At 70.7% G+C, this 24844-nt stretch carries 28 protein-coding genes; 3 read left to right on the forward strand and 25 right to left on the reverse strand.

Going from position 1 to position 24844, the window contains the following annotated elements:
• Positions 1-47: 47 nt before the first annotated feature.
• Both ABRP24_RS10665 and ABRP24_RS10670 read right to left on the reverse strand, forming a co-directional pair.
• Positions 48-1058 (reverse strand): tetratricopeptide repeat protein, encoded by a 1011-nt coding sequence (locus ABRP24_RS10665; RefSeq protein WP_349848798.1) that lies wholly within the window; start codon positions 1056-1058, stop codon positions 48-50.
• A complete protein-coding gene (locus ABRP24_RS10670; RefSeq protein WP_027465866.1) occupies positions 1055-2797 on the reverse strand; it encodes a hypothetical protein in 1743 nt (580 codons plus the stop codon). The genes ABRP24_RS10665 and ABRP24_RS10670 overlap by 4 nt, the downstream gene beginning before the upstream one ends.
• Positions 2798-2979: 182 nt before the next feature.
• Here ABRP24_RS10670 and ABRP24_RS10675 point away from each other — a divergent pair, with 182 nt between their 5' ends.
• Positions 2980-4821, forward strand: coding sequence for a hypothetical protein (locus tag ABRP24_RS10675; RefSeq protein ID WP_176708953.1), 1842 nt, complete (start codon positions 2980-2982; stop codon positions 4819-4821).
• A gap of 87 nt (positions 4822-4908) precedes the next feature.
• Here the strand turns inward: ABRP24_RS10675 and ABRP24_RS10680 are convergent, their stop codons facing one another.
• The 10 genes from ABRP24_RS10680 to ABRP24_RS10725 form a co-directional block, all read right to left on the reverse strand.
• On the reverse strand, positions 4909-5658 hold the full coding sequence (locus ABRP24_RS10680) for an alpha/beta hydrolase (RefSeq protein ID WP_301581269.1): 750 nt from the start codon (positions 5656-5658) through the stop codon (positions 4909-4911).
• Entirely contained in the window at positions 5655-5957 is a 303-nt protein-coding gene (locus tag ABRP24_RS10685) for a hypothetical protein (protein ID WP_111103455.1), read from the reverse strand. Before ABRP24_RS10685 ends, ABRP24_RS10680 begins: the two co-directional genes overlap by 4 nt.
• Positions 5958-5969: 12 nt before the next feature.
• Positions 5970-6869 (reverse strand): lytic transglycosylase domain-containing protein, encoded by a 900-nt coding sequence (locus tag ABRP24_RS10690; protein ID WP_301565513.1) that lies wholly within the window; start codon positions 6867-6869, stop codon positions 5970-5972.
• A gap of 147 nt (positions 6870-7016) precedes the next feature.
• The gene (locus ABRP24_RS10695) at positions 7017-7565 is read right to left on the reverse strand and encodes a DivIVA domain-containing protein (protein WP_027465869.1); all 549 of its coding nucleotides are present in this window, start codon (positions 7563-7565) and stop codon (positions 7017-7019) included.
• A gap of 76 nt (positions 7566-7641) precedes the next feature.
• Positions 7642-8586: a phosphatidate cytidylyltransferase gene (locus ABRP24_RS10700; protein WP_111056447.1), complete on the reverse strand. Its 945-nt coding sequence runs from the start codon at positions 8584-8586 to the stop codon at positions 7642-7644.
• Positions 8587-8651: 65 nt separating this feature from the next.
• On the reverse strand, positions 8652-9206 hold the full coding sequence (gene frr, locus ABRP24_RS10705) for a ribosome recycling factor (RefSeq protein ID WP_027465871.1): 555 nt from the start codon (positions 9204-9206) through the stop codon (positions 8652-8654).
• Positions 9207-9252: 46 nt separating this feature from the next.
• On the reverse strand, positions 9253-9972 hold the full coding sequence (pyrH, locus tag ABRP24_RS10710) for a UMP kinase (RefSeq protein WP_027465872.1): 720 nt from the start codon (positions 9970-9972) through the stop codon (positions 9253-9255).
• A 127-nt stretch (positions 9973-10099) separates the two neighbouring features.
• On the reverse strand, positions 10100-10927 hold the full coding sequence (gene tsf / locus ABRP24_RS10715) for a translation elongation factor Ts (protein WP_027465873.1): 828 nt from the start codon (positions 10925-10927) through the stop codon (positions 10100-10102).
• Positions 10928-11015: 88 nt separating this feature from the next.
• Positions 11016-11933: a 30S ribosomal protein S2 gene (gene rpsB, locus ABRP24_RS10720; protein ID WP_027465874.1), complete on the reverse strand. Its 918-nt coding sequence runs from the start codon at positions 11931-11933 to the stop codon at positions 11016-11018.
• Positions 11934-12255: 322 nt separating this feature from the next.
• Positions 12256-13698 carry a sugar porter family MFS transporter gene (locus tag ABRP24_RS10725; RefSeq protein ID WP_051596806.1) on the reverse strand — a complete coding sequence of 481 codons (1443 nt, stop codon included), beginning with the start codon at positions 13696-13698 and terminating at the stop codon, positions 12256-12258.
• Positions 13699-14016: 318 nt separating this feature from the next.
• Here ABRP24_RS10725 and ABRP24_RS10730 point away from each other — a divergent pair, with 318 nt between their 5' ends.
• Positions 14017-14625, forward strand: coding sequence for a M23 family metallopeptidase (locus ABRP24_RS10730; protein ID WP_349848804.1), 609 nt, complete (start codon positions 14017-14019; stop codon positions 14623-14625).
• A gap of 75 nt (positions 14626-14700) precedes the next feature.
• On the opposite strand, the gene ABRP24_RS10735 is transcribed toward ABRP24_RS10730, so the two are convergent.
• The 9 genes from ABRP24_RS10735 to rplS form a co-directional block, all read right to left on the reverse strand.
• Positions 14701-15633 (reverse strand): tyrosine recombinase XerC, encoded by a 933-nt coding sequence (locus tag ABRP24_RS10735; protein ID WP_349848806.1) that lies wholly within the window; start codon positions 15631-15633, stop codon positions 14701-14703.
• Positions 15634-15658: 25 nt separating this feature from the next.
• Positions 15659-16894, reverse strand: a complete 1236-nt coding sequence (dprA, locus tag ABRP24_RS10740; protein ID WP_349848808.1) for a DNA-processing protein DprA — start codon at positions 16892-16894, stop codon at positions 15659-15661.
• The gene (locus ABRP24_RS10745) at positions 16894-18417 is read right to left on the reverse strand and encodes a YifB family Mg chelatase-like AAA ATPase (protein WP_349848810.1); all 1524 of its coding nucleotides are present in this window, start codon (positions 18415-18417) and stop codon (positions 16894-16896) included. Before ABRP24_RS10745 ends, dprA begins: the two co-directional genes overlap by 1 nt.
• Positions 18414-18803, reverse strand: coding sequence for a YraN family protein (locus tag ABRP24_RS10750; RefSeq protein WP_051596761.1), 390 nt, complete (start codon positions 18801-18803; stop codon positions 18414-18416). The genes ABRP24_RS10745 and ABRP24_RS10750 overlap by 4 nt, the downstream gene beginning before the upstream one ends.
• A 152-nt stretch (positions 18804-18955) precedes the next feature.
• Complete coding sequence (locus ABRP24_RS10755) at positions 18956-19306, reverse strand: Lsr2 family protein (RefSeq protein WP_017888250.1); 351 nt, start codon at positions 19304-19306, stop codon at positions 18956-18958.
• A 117-nt stretch (positions 19307-19423) separates the two neighbouring features.
• Positions 19424-19747, reverse strand: a complete 324-nt coding sequence (locus ABRP24_RS10760; protein WP_017888251.1) for a DUF2469 family protein — start codon at positions 19745-19747, stop codon at positions 19424-19426.
• 45 nt (positions 19748-19792) lie between these two features.
• Complete coding sequence (locus ABRP24_RS10765) at positions 19793-20500, reverse strand: ribonuclease HII (RefSeq protein ID WP_111056311.1); 708 nt, start codon at positions 20498-20500, stop codon at positions 19793-19795.
• Positions 20497-21240 (reverse strand): signal peptidase I, encoded by a 744-nt coding sequence (gene lepB, locus ABRP24_RS10770; protein ID WP_027465880.1) that lies wholly within the window; start codon positions 21238-21240, stop codon positions 20497-20499. The genes ABRP24_RS10765 and lepB overlap by 4 nt, the downstream gene beginning before the upstream one ends.
• A 122-nt stretch (positions 21241-21362) precedes the next feature.
• Positions 21363-21719, reverse strand: a complete 357-nt coding sequence (gene rplS, locus ABRP24_RS10775; protein ID WP_017888254.1) for a 50S ribosomal protein L19 — start codon at positions 21717-21719, stop codon at positions 21363-21365.
• Between the two features lie 168 nt (positions 21720-21887).
• Here rplS and map point away from each other — a divergent pair, with 168 nt between their 5' ends.
• Positions 21888-22679, forward strand: coding sequence for a type I methionyl aminopeptidase (gene map / locus ABRP24_RS10780; protein ID WP_111192129.1), 792 nt, complete (start codon positions 21888-21890; stop codon positions 22677-22679).
• A gap of 149 nt (positions 22680-22828) precedes the next feature.
• Here the strand turns inward: map and trmD are convergent, their stop codons facing one another.
• The 4 genes from trmD to rpsP are packed head-to-tail and all read right to left on the reverse strand — an operon-like array spanning position 22829 to position 24745.
• On the reverse strand, positions 22829-23521 hold the full coding sequence (gene trmD / locus ABRP24_RS10785) for a tRNA (guanosine(37)-N1)-methyltransferase TrmD (RefSeq protein ID WP_027465882.1): 693 nt from the start codon (positions 23519-23521) through the stop codon (positions 22829-22831).
• Positions 23522-23526: 5 nt separating this feature from the next.
• The gene (gene rimM, locus ABRP24_RS10790) at positions 23527-24072 is read right to left on the reverse strand and encodes a ribosome maturation factor RimM (RefSeq protein WP_171907871.1); all 546 of its coding nucleotides are present in this window, start codon (positions 24070-24072) and stop codon (positions 23527-23529) included.
• A gap of 19 nt (positions 24073-24091) precedes the next feature.
• Complete coding sequence (locus ABRP24_RS10795) at positions 24092-24328, reverse strand: RNA-binding protein (protein ID WP_017888258.1); 237 nt, start codon at positions 24326-24328, stop codon at positions 24092-24094.
• 3 nt (positions 24329-24331) lie between these two features.
• Complete coding sequence (gene rpsP / locus ABRP24_RS10800; RefSeq protein WP_027465884.1) at positions 24332-24745, reverse strand: 30S ribosomal protein S16; 414 nt, start codon at positions 24743-24745, stop codon at positions 24332-24334.
• Positions 24746-24844: the final 99 nt, after the last annotated feature.

The following is a 24844-nucleotide window of genomic DNA, read 5'->3' on the forward strand; positions in this document are numbered from 1 at the left end:
TCTCGGTGTGACGACGGCGTCTTCTTCGCCGCGCCGACCCTGCGGGCCTAGTACAGGGCGCTCGCCAGGCGGCGACGCGCCGCGACGACGCGCGGGTCCTCGCTGCCGATGAGCTCGAAGTACTCGACGAGCCGGACACGCAGCGCCTCGCGGTCCTCGCCGAACACCGTCGGCACGAGGTCGAGCAGACGCCCGAAGGCATCGTCGACGTGCCCGCCGGAGATGTCGAGGTCGGCGACCGCCAGCTGTGCCTGGACGTCCTGCGGACCGGCGGCTGCTGCCGCACGGATCTCGTCGGCCGTCCGACCGTTGAGCCGGTCGAGCAGCGACACCTGCGCGAGTCCGGCGACGGCCATCTGGTCGTGCGGGTCCTGCAGGATCGCGGTCTTGTACTCCTCGACGGCGGTGGCGTAGTCGCCACGCTCGATCGCGTCGTACGCGGCCTGGTGGTGCGGCGGGAGCGGCTCCGGCTCCGGCTCGCCCTGCTCGGCGTCGGTGGGGGCTGCCGCTCCGTCGACGGTGACGCGACCGGTCACGCCGTTCTGCTCGGCCGCCTGGAGCACCTGCTCGTAGACGTCGCGGACCTGCGCCTCGGGCAGTGCCCCGACGAAGAGCCCGAGCGGGCGCCCGCCGATCACGGCGGCCACTGTCGGGATCGACTGCGCCTGGAACGCCTGCACGAGCTGCGGGTTCGTGTCGGCGTCCACCTTGGCGAGCACCACGCGGCCGTCGTACTCCGCGGTGAGCTGCTCGAGGATCGGCGAGAGCTGCTTGCACGGCCCGCACCACTCGGCCCAGATGTCCACGATGACCGGGACGACGGTCGACAGCTGCAGGACGTCCTGGAACGTCGCGTCGGTGACGTCGATGACGAGCGACGGGACGGTCAGGTCAGCGCCGTTCACGGTGCCGGCTTCGGTGCCGGGCACGGGACCGCCAGGGGAACCCGCCGGGGCCGGAGCACCGGACGGCTGGGGCGGCCGCTGTGCGCGGTCGACGAGGGACGACAGGTCCACGGCTCCGCGGAGCCCGGACGGGGTCGGGGGGATGTTGCTCATTGCACCTCACTCGCTGCGGTCAGGCCCTGTGTGAACCCGAGCAGGACCACTTTGCCATCCGAGGCGACCGGCGGCACGTAGAAGAGCAGCTGGACGCTGTAGGTCGCGCTGATGCCCTTCTTGCTCGTGTCCACGCCGGACAGTGCCTTGACGGCACCCTCGGTGTTCACCTCGGCGCCGGAGGCGGTCGGGGTCACCTTCTCGACCTCGTCCAGGTCGGCGGAGACCAGGGCACCGGCGTCGTCGGTCGCGATGGCGACGGCGGAGTCGGCCGGGACCTCGGACGAGTACTCGATCTTCGCCGTGTCCGGCAGGGCCTTGGCCTTCTTGTCCTTGTACGCCTTGCCGATGGTGGTGCGGAGCGCATCGCCCTCGGTCGCGAACAGGTCGGCGTACTCGCTGGCGGTGTCCTTCGACAGGATGTCGCCGTACGCGGTCGCGACCTGGTCGGGCTGGATCGTCAGGAGCTTCGACTCCGGCGCGAGCAGTGCGGCACCGATCGTCGTCGGCGCGAGGCTCGGGATCTTCGCGTCGGCCTCGAGCGAGACGTCGTACGCCACCTTGTACGGATCACGGGCGCTGTCCTGCACCAGGGTCAGGGCCTGCGGCGCCGACTTGGCGTCGCAGTCCTCGGCGACGATCGTGAAGACCGTGCGCGGCCAGCTGTCGGTCTGCTGCGGCAGCGCGACGCACACCTGCGCGGCCGAGATCGCCGGGGGCGCCTTGACGTCCGCGTCCTTCGCGCGGATCGCGTAGTTCGCCTCGCGCAGTTCGAGCGCGGCACCCGTGAAACGGGTCCCGGCGAGCCTGCTGTCACGGGTTTCGTCGGCCTGCTTCGCCACTGCGGCGGTGCGCTGCACGACGCGGGTGATCTGCTGCTTGGTCGCAGCCGTCGGCTCGGTCGTGTCCGCCGCCCCGGTGGCAGTGGCCGTCGGCGTCGCGGTGGCGAGCGACGGGTCGCCACCCTGCGGCCAGTAGTCCGAGGAACAGCCGGCCAGGGTCAGGGCACCGACGAGCAGCACCGGGACACCGACGAAGGCGCGCGAGCCACGGCGACCAGGACGCGGCACCTGCGCGCCGGCTGCGGCAGCCCGGCGCGAGGCGCGCACCCGCGGCGGCCGGCTGCCCCCACTGCGACGACGGGGGCCGCGGCCGCGGCGCTGGTGCAGGAACGCGAGGACGAGCAGCACGAGGCCTCCGACGACGAACACGCCACCGGCCACCAGCAGCGGACCGACCGCCGGGGTCGCGGTGTCCTGCGGCCAGGTGACGGACACGTCGCTCGGGGCCGCGGCCTTGCCGTCGCTGACGACGAGCACCGAGACGTCCTGCGGCAGACGCACGGTGAACTGCCCGGCACCGTCGTACTCCTGGTACCAGAGGTCACTGCCCTTGGGCGAGGGAACGCTGGTCTCGCTGCCAGTGGTCGACCCGACCAGGGATCCCTTCTCGGCGTCGAAGCGGAGCGTGGTGTGCTCGGCCTCACCGATCCAGGCGTCGACGTCGGCGGTCTTGCCGTAGGCGGCGAAGACCTTGCCGGAGCCGGACACGTTGATGCGCTGGTAGCCGGGGTTGGCGTTGAGGGTCGTCCCCGGGATCACCGTCACCGGGGCGGAACTGGTCGTCGAGCTCTCGGCCACGAGCGAGGACGGCGGCGCGAACACGGTCCGCTGTCCCACCGCCAGCGCCACGAGCAGCAGACCGATGACGAAACTGACGATCGCCAGGACGAATCGCACGAACTCTCTCCCTACCGCGCCGGGGTGGGGATGTCGGCGCGCGAATCAGCGACTCAGGATAGCGAGCAACGCTGGACAGTGCATCAATCCGCGCTGTCGCCGGACTCAGACGCCCCGCTCCGGCCCCCACTACAATCGACCGCGGGCCGAACCTGGCCCGCTGCCGACCCCAGGAGCGACACGTGGCGAACGACGAGGCCGAGTTCGGAACCGAGCTGCGCGGGTACCGCCGCGACGAGGTGGAGCGTTCGCTGAACGACCTGCGACGCGAGCTCATCAAGTCGAACAACGACCGCGCCGACGCCGCGAAGGAGATCCGTCTCCTGCAGGCCCGGGTCTCCGAGCTGCAGGGCGAGCTCGACGAAGCCGGCACCCCCACGTACAGCGGACTCGGCACTCGCCTCGAGTCCACCCTGCGCGTGGCCGAAGAGCAGTCGACCCGGCTCATCAGCCAGGCGGACATCGACGCCCAGCGGCTCCGTGCCTCGAGCCGCGCCGAAGCCGAGCGCACCGTCCGCGAAGCACAGGAAGAAGCGCGCGACACCCTCGAGGACGCCCGCACCCGCGCCACCAACGAGCTCACCCGAGCCCGCGCCGAGGCAGCCGACACCGTCGAGCGCGCCCGCGCCGAGGCCGGTCTGCTCACGCAGGACGCCCGCAACGAAGCTGCCGCGATCCGCGGTGCCGCCGTGACCGAGGCCGCCGAGGTCCGCTCCATCGCCATCCGCGAGACGAACGCCCTGCGCGCCCAGGTCGAGCACGAGGTCGCCGAGCTGCGCGAGATCGCCCAGCGGGAGTCCGCCGAGGCCCGCACCGCCGCCGCCGAGCTCGACCGCGAGACCGAGCACCGCCGTTCGGTCTTCGAGGCCGACCACACCCGTCGCACCGAGGACCTCGACCGCGAGGAGACGACCCGACGCGAGGCCCTCGAGCGCGAGGTCACCGAGGGTCGTGCCGCCTGGCACCGTGAGCGTGACGAGGAGCAGCAGGCACACGCGCTGGCCCTCGAGACCGGTCGCGCCGAACTCGAGTCCGAGGTCACGCGTCGCCGCGCCGAGCTCGACACCGAGGTCGCGGACCGCCGCCGCGAGCTCGACGAGGAACTCGCCGCCGCCCGCGCCCAGTGGGACCGCGAACTCGCCGCCGCCCGCACCGCACTGGAGCAGGAGACCGAGGCGGCCCGTGCGCAGCTCCGCGTCGACGAGGAGCAGACCCGCGTCGAGAACGCGCGCCTGGTGCAGGAGACCGCCGACCGGATCGCCCGTGAGCTCGAGGAGCACGACGCCCGGATCGCGCAGGAGCGCGCGGAGGCCGATGCGGCAGCCGAGCGTGCTGTCCGTGAGCACGAGAACGCCATCGCCGCCCGACGCGAGCGTGAGCACGCCGAGGTCGACACCGAGATCGCCGACCGCCGCACCGCCGAGCTCGGGGTGCTCGAGGCCGAGCGCACCGCCCTGCGGCAGGAGATCGACACCGCCCGCGCCGCCCTGGTGAAGGAGCGCGACGAGGTCCGCGCCGAGATCGCCCGGGAGCGCGACGAAGCCCGCACGACGCTCGAGTCGGAGCTCGCCTCCCGACGTGATGACGCCGAGCAGGACTACCTGCGGAAGCACCACGAGACGGTGACCGAGACGCAGAAGTACCTGGACGAGGCGAACCTGCAGCTCGCCGAGGCCACGCGTCGTGCGACCGAGGCCCGTGAACGCGCCGAGCGCCTGCAGCAGGAGGCCGACGACCTCGAGCGCACCAGCACGGCCGAGGCCCAGGAGCACGCGCGCACCATCGTCGCCGACGCGCAGGACCGGGTGCACCGGATGGTCGCGGACGCCGAGGAGCGCACCGCCGGCGTCATCGCCGAGGCCGAGGACCGCCTGGCGGCGATCCGGACCGAACGCGAAGCCGTCGCGGGGTACCTCGAGAACCTCCGCGGGGTCCTCACGAACGCCACCGGCCTGCTCGGCACGGCACCCGCCGCAGCGTCCGATGCGGACGCTGACGACGACGTGGACGCGACCGAACGCTGACGGTCCACTGCCCGGAGGCGCGACCCGCGCCTCCAAGCCGTGCCACCTGGTGCAGATGGCGGGCCGCAGGGCGTCTTCCGGGCGTCGTCAGACCGGCCAGTGGGTCGGCAGCGGCGCGCTGCCCGGGACGACGAGGTCGGCGATCGCGTCGAGGACGATCCGCACGTACCGCTCCCCCACCCACAGGTGCTTCGCGCCCGCGACCGGCACGACCCGGACGTTCGGGGCGAGTGCGAACCGTGCCGCCGCGGCCTCGGGCTGCAGGAAGTCGTCGTGCTCCGGGACGAGCGCCACGACCGGGACCCTGACGGCAGCCCAGCGGGCGAGTTCCTCGTCCGAGGTACGGTGCAGCGGCGGGGACAGCAGGACGACCCCGGCGACCGTGCCGGCCTCGACGTGTTCGAGCGCGTGCTTAAGGATCACCTCGGTGCCGAAGGACCACCCCACCAGCCACGGCGTCGGCAGGCCGCGGTCGATGACCTCGGCGACGGCGGCTCGCAGGTCGAAACCCTCGGACACACCCTCGCCGAAGACGCCCTCGGACGTGCCCCGCGGCGACGTGACGGACCGGAAGTTGAACCGCAGCACCGCGATGTCGGCGAGGGCGGGCAACCGCGCGGCGGCCTTCTTGAGCACGTGTGAGTCCATGAACCCGTGCGCGGTGGGCAGCGGGTGGAGGGTGACGATGGTTCCGCGGGCCGCGGTGTCGGCAGGCTCGGCGAGTTCACCGACGAGTGTCAGGTGGTCGTCCGTGACGAGCTCGACCTCGGTGCGACGGGCCGGCAGCTCGGTGGCGGATCGGATCTCGGTGTCGTGCGTCACGTCGTGCTCGGTCATGCGATGCTCCAGCAGTGGTTGTGCCAGTGCCGGCGTGACGCCAGGTCGGCGGCGTCACCGAGCACGCCGTCCGCGCGCCAGACGACCACGTGGGCGGTACCGGGCAGGACGGTCCCGCCGCACCCCGGGCAGATGTACTCCTTCTGCGCCGACGCGGCCGAGATCGGCTGCACCTGGTACTCGCGACCGTGACGGACCTCGGTGCGCTTCCACGAGCTCATCAGCCGGTCGAGGGTGGTCTCCTCGTCAGGCTCGACGTCGCGACCACGGGGACGCCGCGGTCGGTTGCTGCGCGGCACCCGAGCAGCCGATCAGTACCAGTTGTTGGCCTGGCTGTGCCCCCAGGCACCACAGGGGGTGCCGTAGACGCCGGCGATGTAGTTGAGACCCCAGGTGATCTGCGTCGCCGGGTTGGTCTGCCAGTCGGCGCCGGCCGTGGCCATCTTGCTGCCGGGGAGGGCCTGCGGGATGCCGTACGCACCGCTGGGGTTGTAGGCGTTCACCCGCCAGCCGGACTCCTTGTTCCACAGCGAGACCAGGCAGTTGTACTGGTCGGTCCCCCAGCCACGAGCCGTGACCTGCTGCAGGGCGATCGCCTGCGCGCTGCCCGGGTCGGGCGTCGCGGCGGTGGCGGCCAGCGTGTTGGCGGCCGAGACCGGCTGGGTCTCGGTGGCCGCGGTGTCGTCGGTGGTCTCGGCGTCGGCCTCGTCCTCTTCGACGACGGGCTTGACGACCTTCGGGGCCGGGACGGTGACGTCGTAGCCATCACGGTCGGCGGCGGTCACGGCGTAGGTGCCGTGCGCGGTGTACTGCTGCGGTGCCGGCGGGGTCTTCACGAGCACCGGTGTGTCGACCGCGGCCTGTGCCACGTCGGCCTGCAGCGGGTTGAACAGCGAGCCGCCCACGAACAAGAACACACCGACGAAGGACATCATCGGGGCCGTCGCGCGCTTGCGGGCCACGGCGTTCACCGACGAAGCGGCGGGCTTGACGAGCTTCGGCGTCGCACGGCGCTGCACCGTCGCGGTGCGCTGCTTCGCGGGACGCTCGTCGGCGTCGACGAGGGCGTCGTGCGCGAAGGACGCCACGCGCTCGTCGGACACGCGGTTCGCCGCCACCGACTTCGGCGTGGCGACCGGACCCGTCGTCGCGGGCGCTGCCTGCGGGGTCACCCCGAACGCCGACGTCTCCGTCGTACGGGTTCGCTGCATTGCCGCGCGGCGCTCACCGGAAGCCTGGAGGCTGAGGTGCTCGCGGGTATCGCGGTCGGAGCTTGAGTCTGCCGTGTGCCTGCCCATGAGTAGGACCAGGGTAACGGAACGATCACGGAAAGCGAAGCACCTGGGGACAGCGCGTCGTCACCGGACAGCGAGCATCACTTCGACGACGGCGTCGAGCAGCGCGTCGACCTGCGCCTCGCGGTACCCGCCGTGCTTCGGGCGGAAGACGATCGAACGGACCTCGGTGAGGCTGAGCGGCTTTCCCTCGCGGAAGTACCCGGCGAGCCGGGCGGCGAACGCGTCGACGTCCTTCGGGTGGTAGCCGGTGCCGAGCACGTTGACCCGGCTGAACCGCTGGCCGTCGGGCCGCTCGAGCCGCGCCACGACGTCGGATGCCTTCGTCCGCGCTTCGGCGTACCAGGCCTTCTTGCCGACCTCGCTCATCTCCCGCTCACGCTCACGGGCCGCGAAGGCGTCCTCGAGCCGTTCGAGCGCAGCGTCGACGTGCGACGTGGAGTACCCGCCCTTGCGCATCGAGAACGCCGTGGCGCGGATCTTCGCGGCCTCGATGCCGGGGGCGCTGTCGTCGGCGGAGTACGCGCGCCGGGCGTCCTCGAGGAAACGCTCGACTTCGTCGACGTCGTAACCGAGGGCGGAACGGGCTGCGGTCGGGAAGGTGGTGGCCACGGCGTCATTCTGCCAGTCCGGACCCGTGGCACAACCTGGACGCGCTGAGTGCGGCGTTCAGCCGACCCGAGCGCGGTCAGTGGTTGACGATGAGGTACAGCACGTAGGCGACCGCGGCGGACGGCAGGATGCTGTCGATGCGGTCGAGCAGGCCGCCGTGTCCGGGCAGGAACGACGAGATGTCCTTGATGCCGAGGTCGCGCTTGATCATCGACTCGGTCAGGTCGCCGAGCGTGGCCGAACCGGAGATGAGCACACCGAGCAGGACGCCCGTCCACCAGGGCAGCCCGAGCATGAACAGGGCCACCAGGATGCCGACGACGATGCTCGCCGCCACGGACCCGGCGAAGCCCTCCCACGTCTTCTTGGGGCTGATGCGCGGTGCCATCGGGTGCTTGCCGAGGTTCAGCCCGGTGGCGTACGCGCCGGTGTCGACCGCGACGACGACGAGGATGAACCCGATCACCCAGAGGTTGCCGTCCGGCTGGGCGGAGAGCAGCACGACACAGGCGCCGAGCAGGGAGATGTAGGCCTGGACGAACAACCCGTTGGTGAGGTCACGGGCGACGTTGCCGGCCGGGGGCTTCTGCCGCGCGACGGCGACCTCGACCAAGCGCCAGACGCTGATCAGGACGATGCCGCCGAGCAGGGTGAACAGCGCCGCCACCTGCCCGACCAGGAACGCCGCCGGCACGATCGCGATCGCGACGGCGACGCTCGGGATCCGCGGGACGTCGCGCCCGGCGAACCGCATCGCGCTCGTGAGCTCGTAGACGCCGACGCCCAGCAGGAACGCCGCGACCACCATGAACGACGGCGGCCAGAGGAGCAGCGTGCCGAGCATCACGACGGCGAACGCGAGCGCGATGCCGATCGCTGCCGGCAGGTTGCGCCCGGTCCGCGCGGTCAGCGCCTCGTTGCGCGCGCCGAAGTCGGCCTTGCGCTGGCGGAGCTGCGCCTCGAAGTCGGTGCGCGCCGCTCGTGCACGCGCATCGAAGTCCTGACGGAGCCCCTTCTTCACGGGCCCGCTCGACGCGGGCCCGTGCTCTGCTGTGGGGCGGTCATCGCCCTGGTCGGAGCGACGCATCAGACCTCGAGGAGTTCGGCTTCCTTCTTCTTCAGCGACTCGTCGATCTGGTCGACGTGCTTCTTCGTCAGGGCCTCGAGGTCCTTGTCGCCGCGCGAGATCTCGTCGTCGGAGATCTCACCCTTGAGTGCGTCGAGGTCGTCCTTGGCCTTGCGGCGGATGTTCCGGACGACGACCTTGTGGTCTTCGCCCTTCGTCCGCACGAGCTTGACGAACTCCTTGCGGCGGTCCTTGGTGAGCTCCGGGATCGTCACGCGGACGATGTCGCCGTCGTTCGTCGGGCTGGCGCCGAGGTTCGGGAAGGTCGCGATCGCGCGCTCGATCTCCTTGAGCGCCGTCTTGTCGTACGGCGTCACGATGAGCGTGCGGGCCTCGGGCGTCTGCAGCGACGCGAGCTGCGCGAGCGGCGTCGGCGTGCCGTAGTACTCGACCGGGATCTTCTGGAAGAGCGCCGCGTTGATGCGGCCGGTGCGGACGGTCGAGAAGTCGTCCTTGGCGACCTCGACAGCCTTCGCCATCTTCTCGGTGGCTTCGGTCAGGACATCACTGATCACGGTGTTACTCCTTCGGTACTGGCGTCGAGTCTAGTCAGCGCGGGGGTCAGTTGCTGACGACGGTGCCGATGCGCTCGCCACGGATCGCGGCCTGGACGTTGCCCTCGCCCTCCATGCCGAAGACGTGCATCGGCATGCCGTTGTCCATGCAGAGCGAGAACGCGGTGGCGTCGACGACCTTGAGGCCCTTCAGCAGCGCGTCCTGGTAGGTCACGTGGTGCAGCTTCTCGGCCGAGGCGTCCTTCTTCGGGTCGGCGGTGTACACGCCGTCGACGCCGTTCTTGGCGACGAGGACCTCGTCCGCCTTGATCTCGAGCGCACGCTGCGCCGCGACCGTGTCGGTCGAGAAGTACGGCAGTCCGGCACCGGCGCCGAAGATGACGACCCGGCCCTTCTCGAGGTGCCGCTCGGCGCGCCGCGGGATGTACGGCTCGGCGACCTGGGTCATCGCGATGGCGGACTGCACGCGCGTGGCAGCTCCCGCCTGCTCGAGGAAGTCCTGCAGCGCGAGAGCGTTCATCACCGTGCCGAGCATGCCCATGTAGTCGGCGCGGCCGCGGTCCATGCCGCGCTGCGAGAGCTCGGCACCGCGGAAGAAGTTGCCCCCGCCGACGACGATCGCGATCTCGACCTCACGCGCGGCGACGGCGATCTCCTTGGCGATGGTGCCGATCACGTCGGGGTTCACCCCGAGGGAGCCGGCGCCGAACGCCTCTCCCGACAGCTTCAGCAGAACGCGGCGTCGTCCGGTCTTCTCGTCGGTCATCTGGTCCGCACCCTTCGTCGTGGTCTCGTGGAAATGTACTCGCGGATGTGTCGCGCGCGTGCCGTGCCCATGCGCGCGAAAAACGGGGCCAGGAACCTGGTTGGTTCCTGACCCCGTCACGGGTTCGTTACGCGCCGACCTTGACGCGGGCGAAGCCCTGGATCGTGATGCCGGCGTTCTCGGCGGCCTTCGCGACGGAGATCTTGTTGTCCTTCGCGTAGTCCTGGTCGAGGAGCGACACCTGCTTGATGTAGGCGTTCACCCGGCCCTCGACGATCTTCGGGAGCGCAGCCTCGGGCTTGCCCTCTTCGCGCGTGATCGCCTCGACGGTCGCACGCTCCTTCTCGATGGCCTCGGCCGGGACCTCGTCGCGCGTCAGGTACGTCGGGTTCGCGAACGCGACGTGCTGCGCGATCGAACGCGCCTCGGCGGCGTTGTCACCCTCGTACGCGATGACGACGGCGATCTGCGGCGGCAGGTCCTGGCTGGTCTTGTGCAGGTAGATCTCGAAGGCCGAGCCCTCGACACGGCGGACCGTGCGGACCTCGAGCTTCTCGCCCAGCGCGGCGGCCGACTCGTTGACGACCTCGAGGACGGTCTTGCCGTCCAGCGGTGCGGCGTTGGCGGCAGCGACGTCGGCGGCACCGGCAGCGGCGACCGCGCCCAGCACCTTGTCGGCGAGGGTGGTGAACTTCTCGTTCTTCGCGACGAAGTCGGTCTCGCTCGCGAGCTCGACGACCGTGGCGGCGCCGTTCTCGGAGGTCGCGACGACGACACCTTCGGAGGTGGCACGGTCGTCGCGCTTGGCGACGGCCTTGGCACCCTTGATGCGGAGCAGCTCGACGGCCTTGTCGTAATCGCCGTCGGCCTCGACGAGCGCGTTCTTCGCGTCCATCATGCCGGCGCCGAGGTCCTCGCGGAGCTTCTTCACGTCAGCAGCGGTGAAGTTTGCCATTGACTGGAGTCCTTTCTGGACTGTACGTGTGTGGAGAGTGGAGTGCAGTCGGGGCGCCGGACCCGGTGGGGTCCGGCGCCCCGGCGACTCACTCGGCGGGGGTGGTCTCCGCGGCTGCCTCGGCCTCGGCCGTCGGCTCCGCGTTCTTCGCCTCGTCGGCGATCGGCTCGCCGATCTCCTTCGCGGCGACCTGCGCATCAGCGTCGTTCTCCTCGACGGGGGCGGCGGGCGCCTCGGTCGTGGCGGCGGTCTCGCCACCGAGGAGCTCCTGCTCCCACTCGGCGAGGGGCTCGCTGGCCTCGTCCTCGTCGCCACCGTTGTGGCGGGTCTTCAGGCCCTCGGCCGCTGCGTCGGCGACGATGCGGGTCAGGAGACCGACGGAGCGGATCGCGTCGTCGTTGCCCGGGATCGGGTACGTGATCTCGTCGGGGTCGCAGTTGGTGTCGAGGATGCCGATGATCGGGATACCGAGCTTCTGCGCCTCGTCGACGGCGAGGTGCTCCTTCTTGGTGTCGACGATCCAGAGCGCGCTCGGGGTCCGCGTGAGGTTGCGGATACCACCGAGGGTCTTGTGGAGCTTGTCCAGCTCGCGCTTCTTGATGAGGAGCTCCTTCTTGGTGAAGCCCTTCGTCGTGTCGTCGAAGTCGATCTCCTCGAGCTCCTTCATGCGCGCGAGGCGCTTGGAGACCGTCTGGAAGTTCGTGAGCAGACCGCCGAGCCAACGCTGGTTGACGTACGGCTGGCCGACGCGGGTCGCCTGCTCGGCGATGGAGCCCTGGGCCTGCTTCTTGGTGCCCACGAAGAGGATCGTGCCACCGTGCGCGACCGTCTCCTTGACGAAGTCGTACGCGCGGTCGATGAAGGCCAGCGACTGCTGCAGGTCGATGATGTGGATGCCCGAGCGCTCGGCGAGGATGAAGCGCTTCACCTTCGGGTTCCACCGACGGGTCTGGTGTCCGAAGTGGACGCCGCTGTCGAGCAGCTGGCGGATGGTGACGACGGCCATGTGCCGTCCTCCTTCTGTGTTCTCGGCGCGCAGCCGTGCTCTCGCACGTCGCTGCGGACCTGTTGCGGTTGTGTCGATCACGACCGTCGGTCGTGGTCCCTGGTGTCCTGGCACGCGACCGCCCGCTCGTGAGAGCGGGACCGGTGGTCGGGTACCGAGCCCGTGAGGGCCTGGTGGACACGCGAAGTCAGCGCGCATCAGCACGCTGCTGGATAGATGCTAACAGAAGGGAGGCCCGGATCACGCGCGCCTCGCGGCTGACGTGATCCGGGCCTCCTGTCCGGCGATCCGTGCGGAACGGACGCGGTGCGCGACCGGCCGATCAGGCCTTGGCGTCCACCGTGTCGCCGTCGGCGGAGATGCCCATCTCCTCGAGCGAGCGGCCCTTGGTCTCCGGGATCTTGGCGATGACGAAGAACAGCGACAGCAACGCGAACAGCGCGTAGATGCCGTAGGTGACCGTCAGGTTGAAGCCGGACAGCACCGGGAACGAGATCGTGACGATGAAGTTCGCGATCCAGTTGGCGGCCGAGCCGATGCCCAGCGCGGTGGCACGGATGCGGTTCGGGAACATCTCGCCGAGCAGCACCCACATGAGCGGACCCCACGTGGCACCGAAGGACACCACGAAGAGGTTCGCGAAGATCAGCGCGATGACGCCCCACGAGCCGGGGAGGCTCGGGCTGCCGTCGACGATCGTCGCCTGCGAGAACGCGATGGCGACCATGGTGAGCGAGACGAACATGCCCGCCGAACCGGCGACGAGCAGCGGCTTGCGGCCGACCTTGTCGACCAGGAAGATCGCGATGAAGGTCACGGCGACGTTGACCACCGAGGTGATCGTGGAGATGAGGAACGAGTCCTCCTCCTTGAAGCCGACGGCCTGCCAGAGCGTCGTCGAGTAGTAGAAGATCACGTTGATGCCGACGAACTGCTGCAGCACGGCCAGGATGATGCCCACCCAGACGATCGGCTGGAGCCCGAAGCGGTTACCCCGGATGGAGCCCTTCTTCTCGTTGGCTTCCTTCTCTATGCCGTCCTGGATCTCCTCCAGGCTCGTGTTCACGGTGTCGCGCGGGACGATCTTGCCCATCACCACGCGCGCGTCGTCAGCCCGACCCTTGGTGAGCAGGTAGCGCGGGGACTCCGGCAGCGTGATCGCCAGGACGCCGTAGACGACCGAGGGAATCACCCCGACCAGGAACATCCAGCGCCATGCCGCGAGACCCCAGACCTCGGCCGAGGCGCTGCCCGCGGTGACGGCGAAGAGCTGGTCGGACAGGAGCGCGGCGAAAATACCGAGCGTGATCGCCAGCTGCTGGAACGAGGCCAGCCGCCCGCGGATCGCCTTCGGGGAGACCTCGGAGATGTACGCCGGTGCGATGACCGAGGCGGTACCGATGCCGAGACCGCCGACGAGACGCCAGATCACGAGGTCCCAAGTCGCGAACGCGAACGCCGAACCGATCGACGAGACGAAGAACAGCACGGCGGCCCAGAACATGATCCGGGTGCGGCCGTAGCGGTCAGCGAGGCGGCCGGCGAAGTAGGCGCCGAACGCACAGCCGATCAGGGCCGAGGCGACGGCGAAGCCGCTGGCCGCGTCGGAGAGGTTGAACTCGCCCTTGATCGCGTCGACGGCGCCGTTGATGACGGACGAGTCGAAGCCGAACAGGAAGCCACCGACCGCCGCCGCGATGGCGAACAGGGTGACCTTCCCCTTGAACGCACGGTCTTCGCCGTGCCCGGTGGTCGTGGTGGACACGATGCTCCTGGGTTCTGCCGCCGTGCCGGTGTGCAGCACGGTGCCCCGGCGGTCGGCTGGTTCGCCGTCCGAGCGGCGTTGCGTGTTCCGGAGCGGCCCCGACTGTACTCCTCGCTCGGGATCTGGTCATAACCGGGGCGTGATCGGGACGGGCGGGCCCTGCGCGCCGACGCGGAACGACCCTGTCGCCGTCGTACGACGTCGGTTCTGTCGCTTCCGTCGGCCGCACGTTCCTCCCCAGGCCTGGAGGCGCGACTCCCCCTCCACAGATCGCCCCCGTCCGCCCCGTGGCCGGGTTCCACTGCCCAGGCTGGGGACATGCGATCGAGCGCACGTCCCGTCCTGCTGTCCGTGGTGTGCGTTGCGCTGCTGAGCGGGACGGTGCTGAGCGGGACCGTGGTGTTCGGTGCCGCGCCGTACACGGGAGGCGGGGCGACGGTGGGCTCCGCGCCGTCGGCGAGCGCCGGGGCGTCGGTGGACACTGTGACCGAGCCGGGCCGGGCCGACGCTCGCTGGGTCTGGCCCACCGGATCGCGGGTGGTCGAGCGCGCATGGGAGGCACCGTCCTCGGACTACGCCGCCGGCCACCGGGGCCTCGACGTCCCGGCCGCCCTCGGCAGCCCTGCCTCGGCGGTGGACGACGGCACCGTGGCGTTCGCCGGCGCGGTCGGCGGCCGCACCGTCGTGACGATCGACCACGGCGACGGGCTGGTCAGCACGCTCGACTCGGTGACCCCCCTGGTCGCCGCCGGGGACGAGGTCGTGCAGGGCGCGCCGGTGGGGCGCGTCTCGGTCGGGCACTGTCCGGAGTCCGCGCCGTGCCTGCACCTCGGTGCTCGTGTCGACGGTCGCTACGTCGACCCGATGGCGTACCTGCCACCGGCCGAGTGGCCTGTGCTGCTGCCCGAGTCGGCTTGGCCCGGGTGAGCGGAGCCGACCGGGACCGACCGGGAACCGACCGGGAACCGATCGGAACCGGACGGGACGCACGTCGGCGCAGGGTCAGGCGCGCGGGTGCGCCGTCCGGTAGACCTCGCGCAGCCGGGCCGACGACACGTGCGTGTAGATCTGCGTCGTCCCGAGGCTGGCGTGACCGAGGAGTTCCTGCACCGCGCGCAGGTCCGCTCCGCCGTCGAGCAGGTGCGTCGCCGCGGTGTGCCGGAAGGTGTGCGGGCCGCTCGGGCCCTCACCCGGCAGGTCACCGAGCAACCGCGCCACCACGCGGTAGGCACTGCGGACGCCGAGTCGGGCACCACGGTCGCCGAGGAACAGCGCCGCGCCTGCCGGCCCCTCCGCCCGTGCGGCGAGGGTGGGCCGTCCGCGCTCGAGCCACGCCTCGAGTGCGTCCCGCGCCGGAACCCCGAACGGCACCACGCGTTCCTTGCCGCCCTTGCCGAGCACCCGCACGGTCAAGCGTCCGCGATCGACGTCGGTCACGTCGATCCCGACGAGTTCGCTGACCCGGATGGCTGCCGCGTACAGGAGCTCGACGAGGGCCAGGTCCCGCAGCGCCGTCGGGTCGTCCGCCGCCGCCCGGGAACCGAGTCCGTCGAGCAGAGCGCGCACCTGGTCGGCCGACACCACGCGAGGCAGGTGCGCCCCGCCCTTCGGCGCGCGGAGCCGGACCCCGGCGTCGGTCGTCGTCACCCCGGTCTCGCTCGCCCAACGCGTGAACGCCCGCACGGACGAAGACCGCCTGGCGATGGTCGACCGGGCGAGCCCCCGGTGGTCGGCATCCCACAGCCAGTCACGCAGCAGCTCGAGCTCGACGTCGGCGACGCGGTCGATGCCGCGATCGTCCGCGAACGCCACGAGCTGCTCGAGGTCGTTGGCGTACGCGCGGAGGGTCTGCTCGCTGAGGCCACGCGCGTGCCGGGCGTGCCCGAGGAAGGCGTCCACCGCCACCACGAGTCGACCGTCCGTCCGCGCAACCACGACGCCAGCGTACGGCGACCGGACGTCATGCCCGACCCCACCCGCCGCCGCTGGCGACGACGAGTCCCTGCAGCTGTGCAAGCGCGAGCGCGTCGGCGACGTCGGACGTCGACATCCCGGCCCGGCGGGCGATCTCGGCCTCGGGCAGGGCGCTACGGCCGAGCGCGTCGAGCACCCGGAGCACCTCGGGGTCCTGCCTGCCGGACAGGAGCGGTTCGTCCGGCACCGCTCCCCCGCTGGTCCCGTTCGCGGGCCTCGCCGCCGCTGCCGGATCCCCGGGGTGGACGACGATCTGCGCCCGCCCCTGTGCGATGAGCCGATGGCACCCGACCGAGGCCGAGGACGCGAACGCTCCCGGCACCGCGAACACGGGCCGGCCGAGCTGCGCGGCGTGGTGGGCCGTGTTGAGCGCCCCGGACCGGGCGCCCGCTTCGACCACGACCGTGACGTCGGCCAGCGCGGCGATCAGCCGGTTCCGGGCGAGGAAGCGCCACCGCGTCGGTCGCGTCCCCGGAGCCGACTCGGCGAGCAACGCCCCCTGCCGCGCCACGTTGTGGAGCAGCTGCGCATTCCCCACCGGGTAGAGCTGATCGATGCCACCGGCCAGGACGGCGACCGTGGGCGTCCCGGCGGCGACGGCGACACGGTGCGCCACCGCGTCGATCCCGTAGGCACCCCCGCTCACGATGCGGCACCCGGCGTCCGCCGCCGTCGAGGTGATCTCCGCCGCGGCCTCGGCACCGGCCACCGTGTTCGCCCGGGACCCCACGACCCCGAGCGCCGGCATCCCGTCGCCGAGGTGCGCCCCCGAGCTGCGCGTCCAGAGGACCACCGGGGCGTGTGGCCCGAGGTCGTCCATCGCGGGCGGCCACCCGTCGCTCCCGGGGAGCAGCAGTCCGGCACCGACCGCGCCGGCCGCCGCGAGCACGTCGCCCACCTCGACAGCGGCCAATCGGGGCCGCCACCGTTCCACCGCGGTCTGCAGCACCCCGAGCAGCACCGCTGGGTCCTCCGCACCCGGCACCTCGGCGTCGACGCAGCATCCCAGCAGCGAATCGAAGTCCTTGTCCGCGGCGAGCAGCACCGCACCGAGCGCACGCTCCGGTCCGAGGCCGGTGAGGAGCTCGCCGGCGACGGAGTCCCCCGGTTCGACGATGGCCGACCAGGCGACCCGTGCCGCGGCCTGCACCGGATCCACCGCGGCACCGCTGGGCCCGAGCAGGCGCGCCACGGTGTCGAGGAGCTCCGTGCCCGCCGGCATCACAGCGCGCTCCGAAGGGCCAAGGCGCCGCGAACGTGCGCACCCGTGGGCCGCTCCACCGCGTCGAGGTCGGCGAGCGTCCACGCGAGTCGCATCACGCGGTCCCAGCCGCGCATGGTCAGGGTGCCGAGGTCGAGTGCGCGGTCGAGGTCTGCCGTCGACCCCGGTTCGATGCGCCCCTCGGCCCGGAGCCACGCCCCGGTGACCTCGGCGTTGCGCGACCATCCCGTCCCGTGCAGGCGCTCCGCCATCCGGGCGCGTGCTACCGCGACCGCCGCACGCGCGACCGCCGTCGTCGGGGTGCTGCCGTCCGCGTCCCGCATCCGACCCGTCGTCACCCGCGGAACCAGCACCCGGATGTCCATCCGGTCGAGCAGCGGCCCGGACATGCGGCCGAGGTACCGGCGGACGGTGCTCGGCGAGCACTCGCACGGCTGCCCGTGCGCACCACCGGCGTTGCCGCACGGACAGGGGTTCGCCGCCAGGACGACCTGGCAGCGTGCGGGGAACTCGGCCGCTCCCGCCGCACGGTGGATCGTGATCCGCCCGGACTCGAGCGGTTGCCGGAGCGCGTCGAGCACGGCCCGCGGGAACTCCGGTGCCTCGTCGAGGAACAGGATGCCGCCGGTGGCGCGCGACACGGCTCCGGGGCGCAGGACCCCGGATCCACCGCCGATGAGCGACACCGCCGACGCGGAGTGGTGCGGGGCTTCCCACGGTGGCTTCGTGCTCCACGAGGCGGGACCCAGCCCGGCGACGGACCGGACCGCGGCGACCTCGAGCGCGGTCTCGTCGTCGAGGTCGGGCAGCAACCCGGGCAGCCGCTCGGCGAGCATGGTCTTGCCCGCGCCCGGTGGCCCGAGCAGCAGTGCGTGGTGTCCCCCGGCCGCCGCGGCGATGAGTGCTCGGACGCCGACCGGGTTCCCCACGACGTCCGACAGCTCGGCCACGGGACGCGGCACCGACGTGACCGGGACCGGCAGCACCGGATCGACCTCGACCGCCGGCAGGAGTGCCCCGGCGTCGATCGCCGCCGCCCGCAACGAGTCCACGCCGCTGATCCGCACCCCGCCGACCACGCGGGCCTCGGTCAGGTTGCCGACGGGCAGCACCACGCGGTCCGCACCGGCGTCGCGCGCGGCGACCAGCATCGGGATCACCCCGGGGACCGGACGCACCCGCCCGTCGAGCCCGAGCTCGCCGATGTAGACGATGCGCTCCGAGACGTCCGGCGCGAGACCGGCTCCGGCGAGCACGGCCATCGCGATGGCGAGGTCGAACCCCGATCCGCGCTTCGGGATCGCCGCCGGGGTCAGGTTCACGGTGATCCGACGTGCGGGCAGCGGGCACCCCGCGTTCGCCGCCGCGGATCGCACGCGTTCCCGTGCCTCTCCCAGTGAGGTGTCCGGCAGACCGATGATGCTGAACGCCGGGAGCTGACTGGTCAGGTGCGCTTCGACCTCGATACGGCGACCGGTGACCCCGAGCAGCGCGACCGCGGCAGCGCGACCGATGCCCGTCACAGCACACCCGCCAGGTGCTCGACGACCGTGCGGGGACCGTCGACGTGGACCGCGACGACGTCCACCCGGACCGCGCGCGCCGAGACCTCGGGATGCGCGTCGAACCACTCGGGCACGAGTCGTCGCATCCGGGTGAGCTTCGCAGCGGTGATCGCCTCGAACGGGTGGCCGGTCGCGGCCCCGGAACGGGTCTTCACCTCGATGAACGCGAGTGTGCAGGAATCCCACGCGACGATGTCGATCTCGCCGCGGGCACACCGCCAGTTCCGCTCGAGCACGCGGAATCCCCGCGCCTCGAGCCAGACCACCGCTCGTTCTTCACCGAATCGTCCGAGTCGACCGTTCCGGAGCGACCGCCCCGGTGGACGTTGCACGTCTTGTTCCATGTCGTTGCCTCCACGACAACGATCTCCGGAACGAACGCCCCGATCGGCGGAGTCAGAGAGTCTGTGGAATCAGCACGGGCGAATTGCCCTCTGTGGAGGAAAGAAGAAGGACCCGGGCGATCGAGATCACCCGGGTCCTGCTGCGACGAGCGTCAGTGCGCTGCTGCGTAGGCTTCCTGCACCTGCGTCGAGATGCGGCCGCGGGACGAGACCTCGTACCCGTTCTCCTTGGCCCACTCGCGGATCTTGCCGAGCTCTTCCGAGTTGCCACGCTTCGGGGCGGACTTCGGGGCGGAACCGCCGCCGGTGCGACGACCGGAGACCTTGCGCGCTGCGGCGATGTAATCAGAGATCGCCTCGCGGAACTTGTCGACGTTGTCGTTCGACAGGTCGATCTCGTACGACGAGCCGTCGAACGCGAATTCGACCGTCCGGCCTTCACCGGTGGTGATGGGGGAATCGTCGAGGTCGTCGACGAGCTGGACGGTGACCTTCTGTGCCATGGGGTGCTCCTGTTCGTGGGGCGGTTAAATCCCCATCAGAATAGCGCGAACAATTCACCGCCGGTCCAGATCAGCGGCGATTCACCCAGAAAGAAGCAGAAGAAAGTAAATTGACGATCACTCGTCGAGTGCGAGTTCCTTCGGCAGTTCGAGTTCCCGCGTCGTGAGTTCCTCGACATTCACGTCCTTGAACGTGAGTACCCGGACACCCTTGACGAACCGGTCGGAACGGTAGACGTCCCAGACCCAGACGTCGTTCATCGTCAGTTCGAAGTAGAAGTCGTGCTCCGTGTCACGGCGCACGAGTTCGACCTCGTTCGCCAGGTAGAAACGGCGCTCCGTCTCGACCACGTAACGGAACTGCGACACCACGTCTCGGTACTCGCGGTACAGGGCCAGCTCGACCTCGCGGTCGTAGTCGTCGAATTCGTCCTCATCCATTGCGCCCACAGTCTACGGCGACCCAGGGCCGAGCGGGCGACGGGCTCAACCCGCGACGGCGTCGAGTTGGTCGAAGCCGTCCAGCGCGACGCTCGAAGCCTGGTGCAACCAGGACTTCCGGTGCAGCGCGTGCGCCCCGATCGTCCGGATCGCGTCGTAGTGCGCCGTCGACCCGTAGCCCTTGTTCGACACCCACCCGTAGTGCGGAGCCTCGTCGTGCGCCGAGATCATGAGCGCGTCACGGGCGACCTTCGCCACCACCGACGCCGCGGCCACCGAGGCACAGTCGCGGTCGGCCTTGACCCGGACGACGACCTCGAGCGGATCGGCTGCCGGACGGAGCGACGCGGGCAGGGCACGGCTCAACCAGTCGAACGAACCGTCGAGCACCACCACCGCGCCGTCGAGCGACACCCCGTCGGCGACCAGGGAGCCGAGCGCCTGCGCACCCGCTGCGCCGAGGGCCGGGACGATGCCCTGCTGGTCGACGAAGTCCGCCGATGCCATGCCGACCGCCGTGCGTGCCCAACGCTGCACGACGGGCACCAGGTCGGTGCGGCGCGCTTCGGAGAGCAGTTTGGAATCAGCGAGCCCCTGGGGCACACGACCGATGTCGAGCGTCACCGCGGCCACACCGACGCCGACCGGACCAGCGATGGCGCCACGGCCGACCTCGTCCATGCCGATGACCGTCACGCGGCCCTCGGCGAGCAGACGTTTCTCGAGCCGGAGCGACGGACGGACGGCGGTCACTCGTCGCGCTCCTCCACGCCGGCGAACACCTCGGGATGGTCGTCGAGCCACGTCCAGCGGCTCGCCGGCCAGGAGATGACGAACGCGCGGCCCGTCACGTCGGACATCGGGACGAAGCCCTTCGACGGGGTGTCGCCGTTGTACCGGGAGTCCTTCGAGTCGTTCCGGTTGTCGCCCATCACCCAGATGGTGCCCTTCGGCACGGTGACCGAGAAGTCGGTCGCCGAGGCCGGGGCGCCGGCGGGGAGCTTCAGGTACGGCTCCTTGATCGGCACACCGTTCACCGACATCTGCCCGAGGTCGTTGCAGCAGGACACCTTGTCACCGGGCAGACCGATGACGCGCTTGATCAGGTGGTCGTCGCTGTCACCGGTGCCGAGACCGACCTGGGTCAGGGCCCAGTCGATGGCCTTGGCGGGCTGGGTGTCCGGCGTGACGCTCGGCACCTCGGATCCGGTGAGCCAGCCGCCCGGGTCCTTGAACACGACGACGTCTCCCCGCTTCAGCGCCACGGCGCCGGGGACGAGCTCGTTGACGATCACCCGGTCGTTGATCTGCAGCGTGTTCTCCATCGACGCCGACGGGATGTAGAACGACCGGATCAGGAACGTCTTGACCAGGAACGACACGAGCAGCGCCGCGATGAAGATGATGACGAGGTCGCGGAGGAATGTGAGGACACCGTTCCGTTGCTTCTCGGCACGTGGCCTGCGCCCGGAATCCTCTGTCGTGTCCGTCATTTCCGCTCTCGTTCGAACCACTGACTCCCCGCAATGGGAAGAGCCCCCCGTCGATGCACAACCGTACATGGACGAGGGGCTCACAGCGTCGTCCGGCTCGCGGACGTTCACTGTGAAGGCGATCAGGCGTCGCGCTTCTCCTTGATCTTGCGGCGAGCCGCCTTGCCGCGGAGCTCGCGCAGGTAGTAGAGCTTCGCACGACGGACGTCACCCTTGGTGACGATCTCGATGTGGTCGATGATCGGCGAGTGCACGGGGAACCAGCGCTCGACGCCGACCTGGAAGCTCACCTTGCGGACCTTGAAGGTCTCGCCGATGCCGTGGCCCTGACGGCCGATGACGACTCCCTGGAAGACCTGGATACGCGAGCGCGTGCCTTCGATGATGTTGACGTGCACCTTGATGGTGTCGCCGGGGCGGAAGTCCGGGACGTCGGTACGCAGCGATGCTGCGTCGACGTTGTCGAGGAGCTGGCTCATGGTGGGTTTCACTCTCTGCGGACGCGCACGGGTCGCCGCGGATCGAAGGTTCGGAAAGTGGTGGTGCGTGCCCGGTGTCGGCGACTCCCCCGTGGCAGAGTCCAGCCAGGGCACAGCGGTCAATACTGCCACAGAGAGCGCGGGAGACAAAACGACGAGGATGGACCCATGATCGAACTCCGCACCCCCGCCGAGCTGGACGGACTGCGCGTCGCCGGCCGGTTCGTGGCCGACGTCCTCGACGAGCTGCTCGAGACCGTCGACGTCGGCGTCAACCTGCTCGACCTCGACCGCGTCGCGGCCAGGATGATCGCCGAACGCGGCGCGGAGAGCTGCTACGTCGACTACCACCCGTCGTTCGGCATGTCTCCGTTCGGCAAGAACCTCTGCACCTCGGTGAACGACGCCGCCCTGCACGGCCTGCCGCACGACCACACCCTGCAGGACGGCGACCTGGTGAGCCTGGACTTCGCCGCGAGCGTGGGCGGCTGGGTCGCTGACTCCGCCGTCAGCGTCCAGGTCGGCACGCCGCGCGACGAGGACCAGGCCCTGATCGCCACGGTCGAGCGAGCGCTGGCCGCCGGCATCGCCCAGGCGGCTCCCGGCAACAAGCTCGGCGACGTCTCGCACGCCATCGGTCACGTCGCACACGAGGCCGGTCACGACGTGAACCTGCAGTTCGGCGGGCACGGCGTCGGTCGCACCATGCACGGGGACCCGCACGTGCCGAACGACGGCCGTCCGGGTCGCGGCCTGAAGCTCCGGCCGGGGCTGGTCGTCGCGATCGAGCCGTGGCTCATGCAGACGACCGACGAGCTCTACCAGGACGACGACGGCTGGACCCTGCGCAGCGTCGACGGCTCACGTGCCGCGCACGTCGAGCACACGGTCGCGGTCACCGAGGCCGGGCCCGAGGTCCTGACCCTGCGTCGCGCCCAGCGCGCCGACCCGACCGTCTGACGGACGGGAGGCACGGTGCGGGCCCGCCCCGCGCCTCCAGGCAGACCCGGCGGGGCCGGGTTTCGTGCCCAGCGACAGTGCACGCGGAACGAACCGCGAGGAGTGTCGCTCAGCCCGAAAATCGCCCAGCAGGCAGGCGCGCGAGCCGGTCAGGCAGGCGGCAGCAGGTCCGGACGGACGCGCCGCGTCCGCTCCAGCTGCTGCTCGTGCCGCCAGGCACCGACGCGGGCGTGGTGCCCGCTGAGCAGGACGTCGGGGACGTCGAGGCCGCGCCACGACGCGGGCTTGGTGTACGAGGGGTACTCGAGCAGGCCGTCCTCGTGGGACTCCTCGACCAGCGACTCGGGGTTGCCGACGACGCCGGGGACGAGTCGACCGACGGCCTCGATCATCGCCATCGCAGCGACCTCGCCGCCGTTCAGCACGTAGTCGCCGAGCGAGAGCTCGACGACGGTGGCGCGCGACGACGCCCACTCGAAGACGCGGGCGTCGATGCCCTCGTAGCGCCCGCAGGCGAACACGAGGTGCTCCGACGTCGACGCGAGCGACCGCGCGATCGACTGGGTGAAGGGCGTGCCGGCCGGCGTCGGGACCACCAGGGTCGACGAGCCGTCGGGCCGGAAGAGCGCCTCGAGTGCCTGCGCCCACGGCTCCGGCTTCATCACCATGCCGGCGCCACCGCCGTACGGGGTGTCGTCGACGGTGCGGTGCCGGTCGGTGGTCCACGACCGCAGGTCGTGCACGTGCAGGTCGAGCAGTCCGCCGGAGCGGGCCTTGCCGAGCAGGGACACGTCGAGCACGGAGAAGAACTCCGGGAAGATCGTGACGATGTCGATCCGCACGGGGACTAGTCCGTGACCGTCTCGGGGCGCGAGGTGTCCTCGGGGTCCTCGAACAGCCCCTGCGGCGGCGTGACCGTGACGGTGCCGGCCGCGATGTCGACCGCCGGCACGATGGCCGAGACGAACGGCACGAGGACCTCGCCGCGGGACGGCGTGTCGATCGCGAGCAGATCCTGGGCGGGCATGTGGTCCACACGGGCGACCGTGCCGACCTCGACGCCGTCACGCAGGACCTTGAGCCCGACGAGCTGGTGGTCGTACCAGGCGTCGTCCTCGCCGGTCTCGGCGTCGGCGTCCTGCTCGACCCAGAGGATGATGCGCGCCAGGGACTCGGCCGCGGTGCGGTCGTCGATCCCGGCGAAGAACGCGACGGGGTGACCGTTGTACCAGCGGAGTTCGTCCAGCTCGAGGGTCTTGCCCGACCACGGTGAGTCGTCGGGGACCTGGAGCGTGAAGGTGGCGCCCGGGGTGAACCGACGATCCGGGTCGTCGGTGTAGAGCTCGAGCTTGATGCCGCCCTTGAGCCCGTGCGCCTTCGTGATTCGACCCACCCGGAGCTGGGTCGTCTCCCTAGGAATCGGTGTCCACCACGTCGACCCGCACGCGCTTGCCGTCGGCCAGGGCCGTGACGAGGGTGCGGAGCGCCTTGGCGGTGCGCCCGGCGCGACCGATCACGCGGCCGAGGTCCTCGGGGTGCACGCGCACCTCGAGGACCTCGCCGCGTGGGGAGGTGGAGCTGGCGACGCGCACGTCGTCAGGGTGATCGACGATCCCCTTGACGAGGTGCGTCAGCGCGGATTCGAGCAAGGACTACGCCTCGGTCGTCTCGTCGGCGGTCTCGGCGTCGTCGGCCTTGGCGGCGGGAGCCGTCTTCTCCGACTTCGGCTTGAGCACGGCCTTCTTCGAGGAGTCGACCTGGAAGGCCGGCTTCGGCTCGGCGACCTTGACCTTGGACTCGGTGTCCTTCTCGCCCTTGAACTTGGCCCAGTCGCCGGTCAGCTTGAGGAGGGCCGCCACCTGCTCGGTCGGCTGCGCGCCGACGCCGAGCCAGTAGAGCGCACGCTCGGACTCGATCTTGATGACCGAGGGCTCCTCGGTCGGGTGGTACTGACCGATCTCCTCGAGGACACGACCATCGCGCTTGGTGCGCGAGTCGGCGACGACGATGCGGTAGTAGGGCGCACGGATCTTACCGAGACGCTTCAGACGGATCTTGACAGCCACAATTGCTCCTGTTTGCTTTCGTTGTGGTTGAACTGGAACCGCGGGCGTGGGGGCACACACGGCGAAAGCTCGAGAGAGATCGCTCACAGCTGGATAGAG

Origin of the sequence: Curtobacterium sp. WHRI 8282, from assembly GCF_040223925.2 — a bacterium.
Lineage (GTDB): Bacteria > Actinomycetota > Actinomycetes > Actinomycetales > Microbacteriaceae > Curtobacterium > Curtobacterium flaccumfaciens.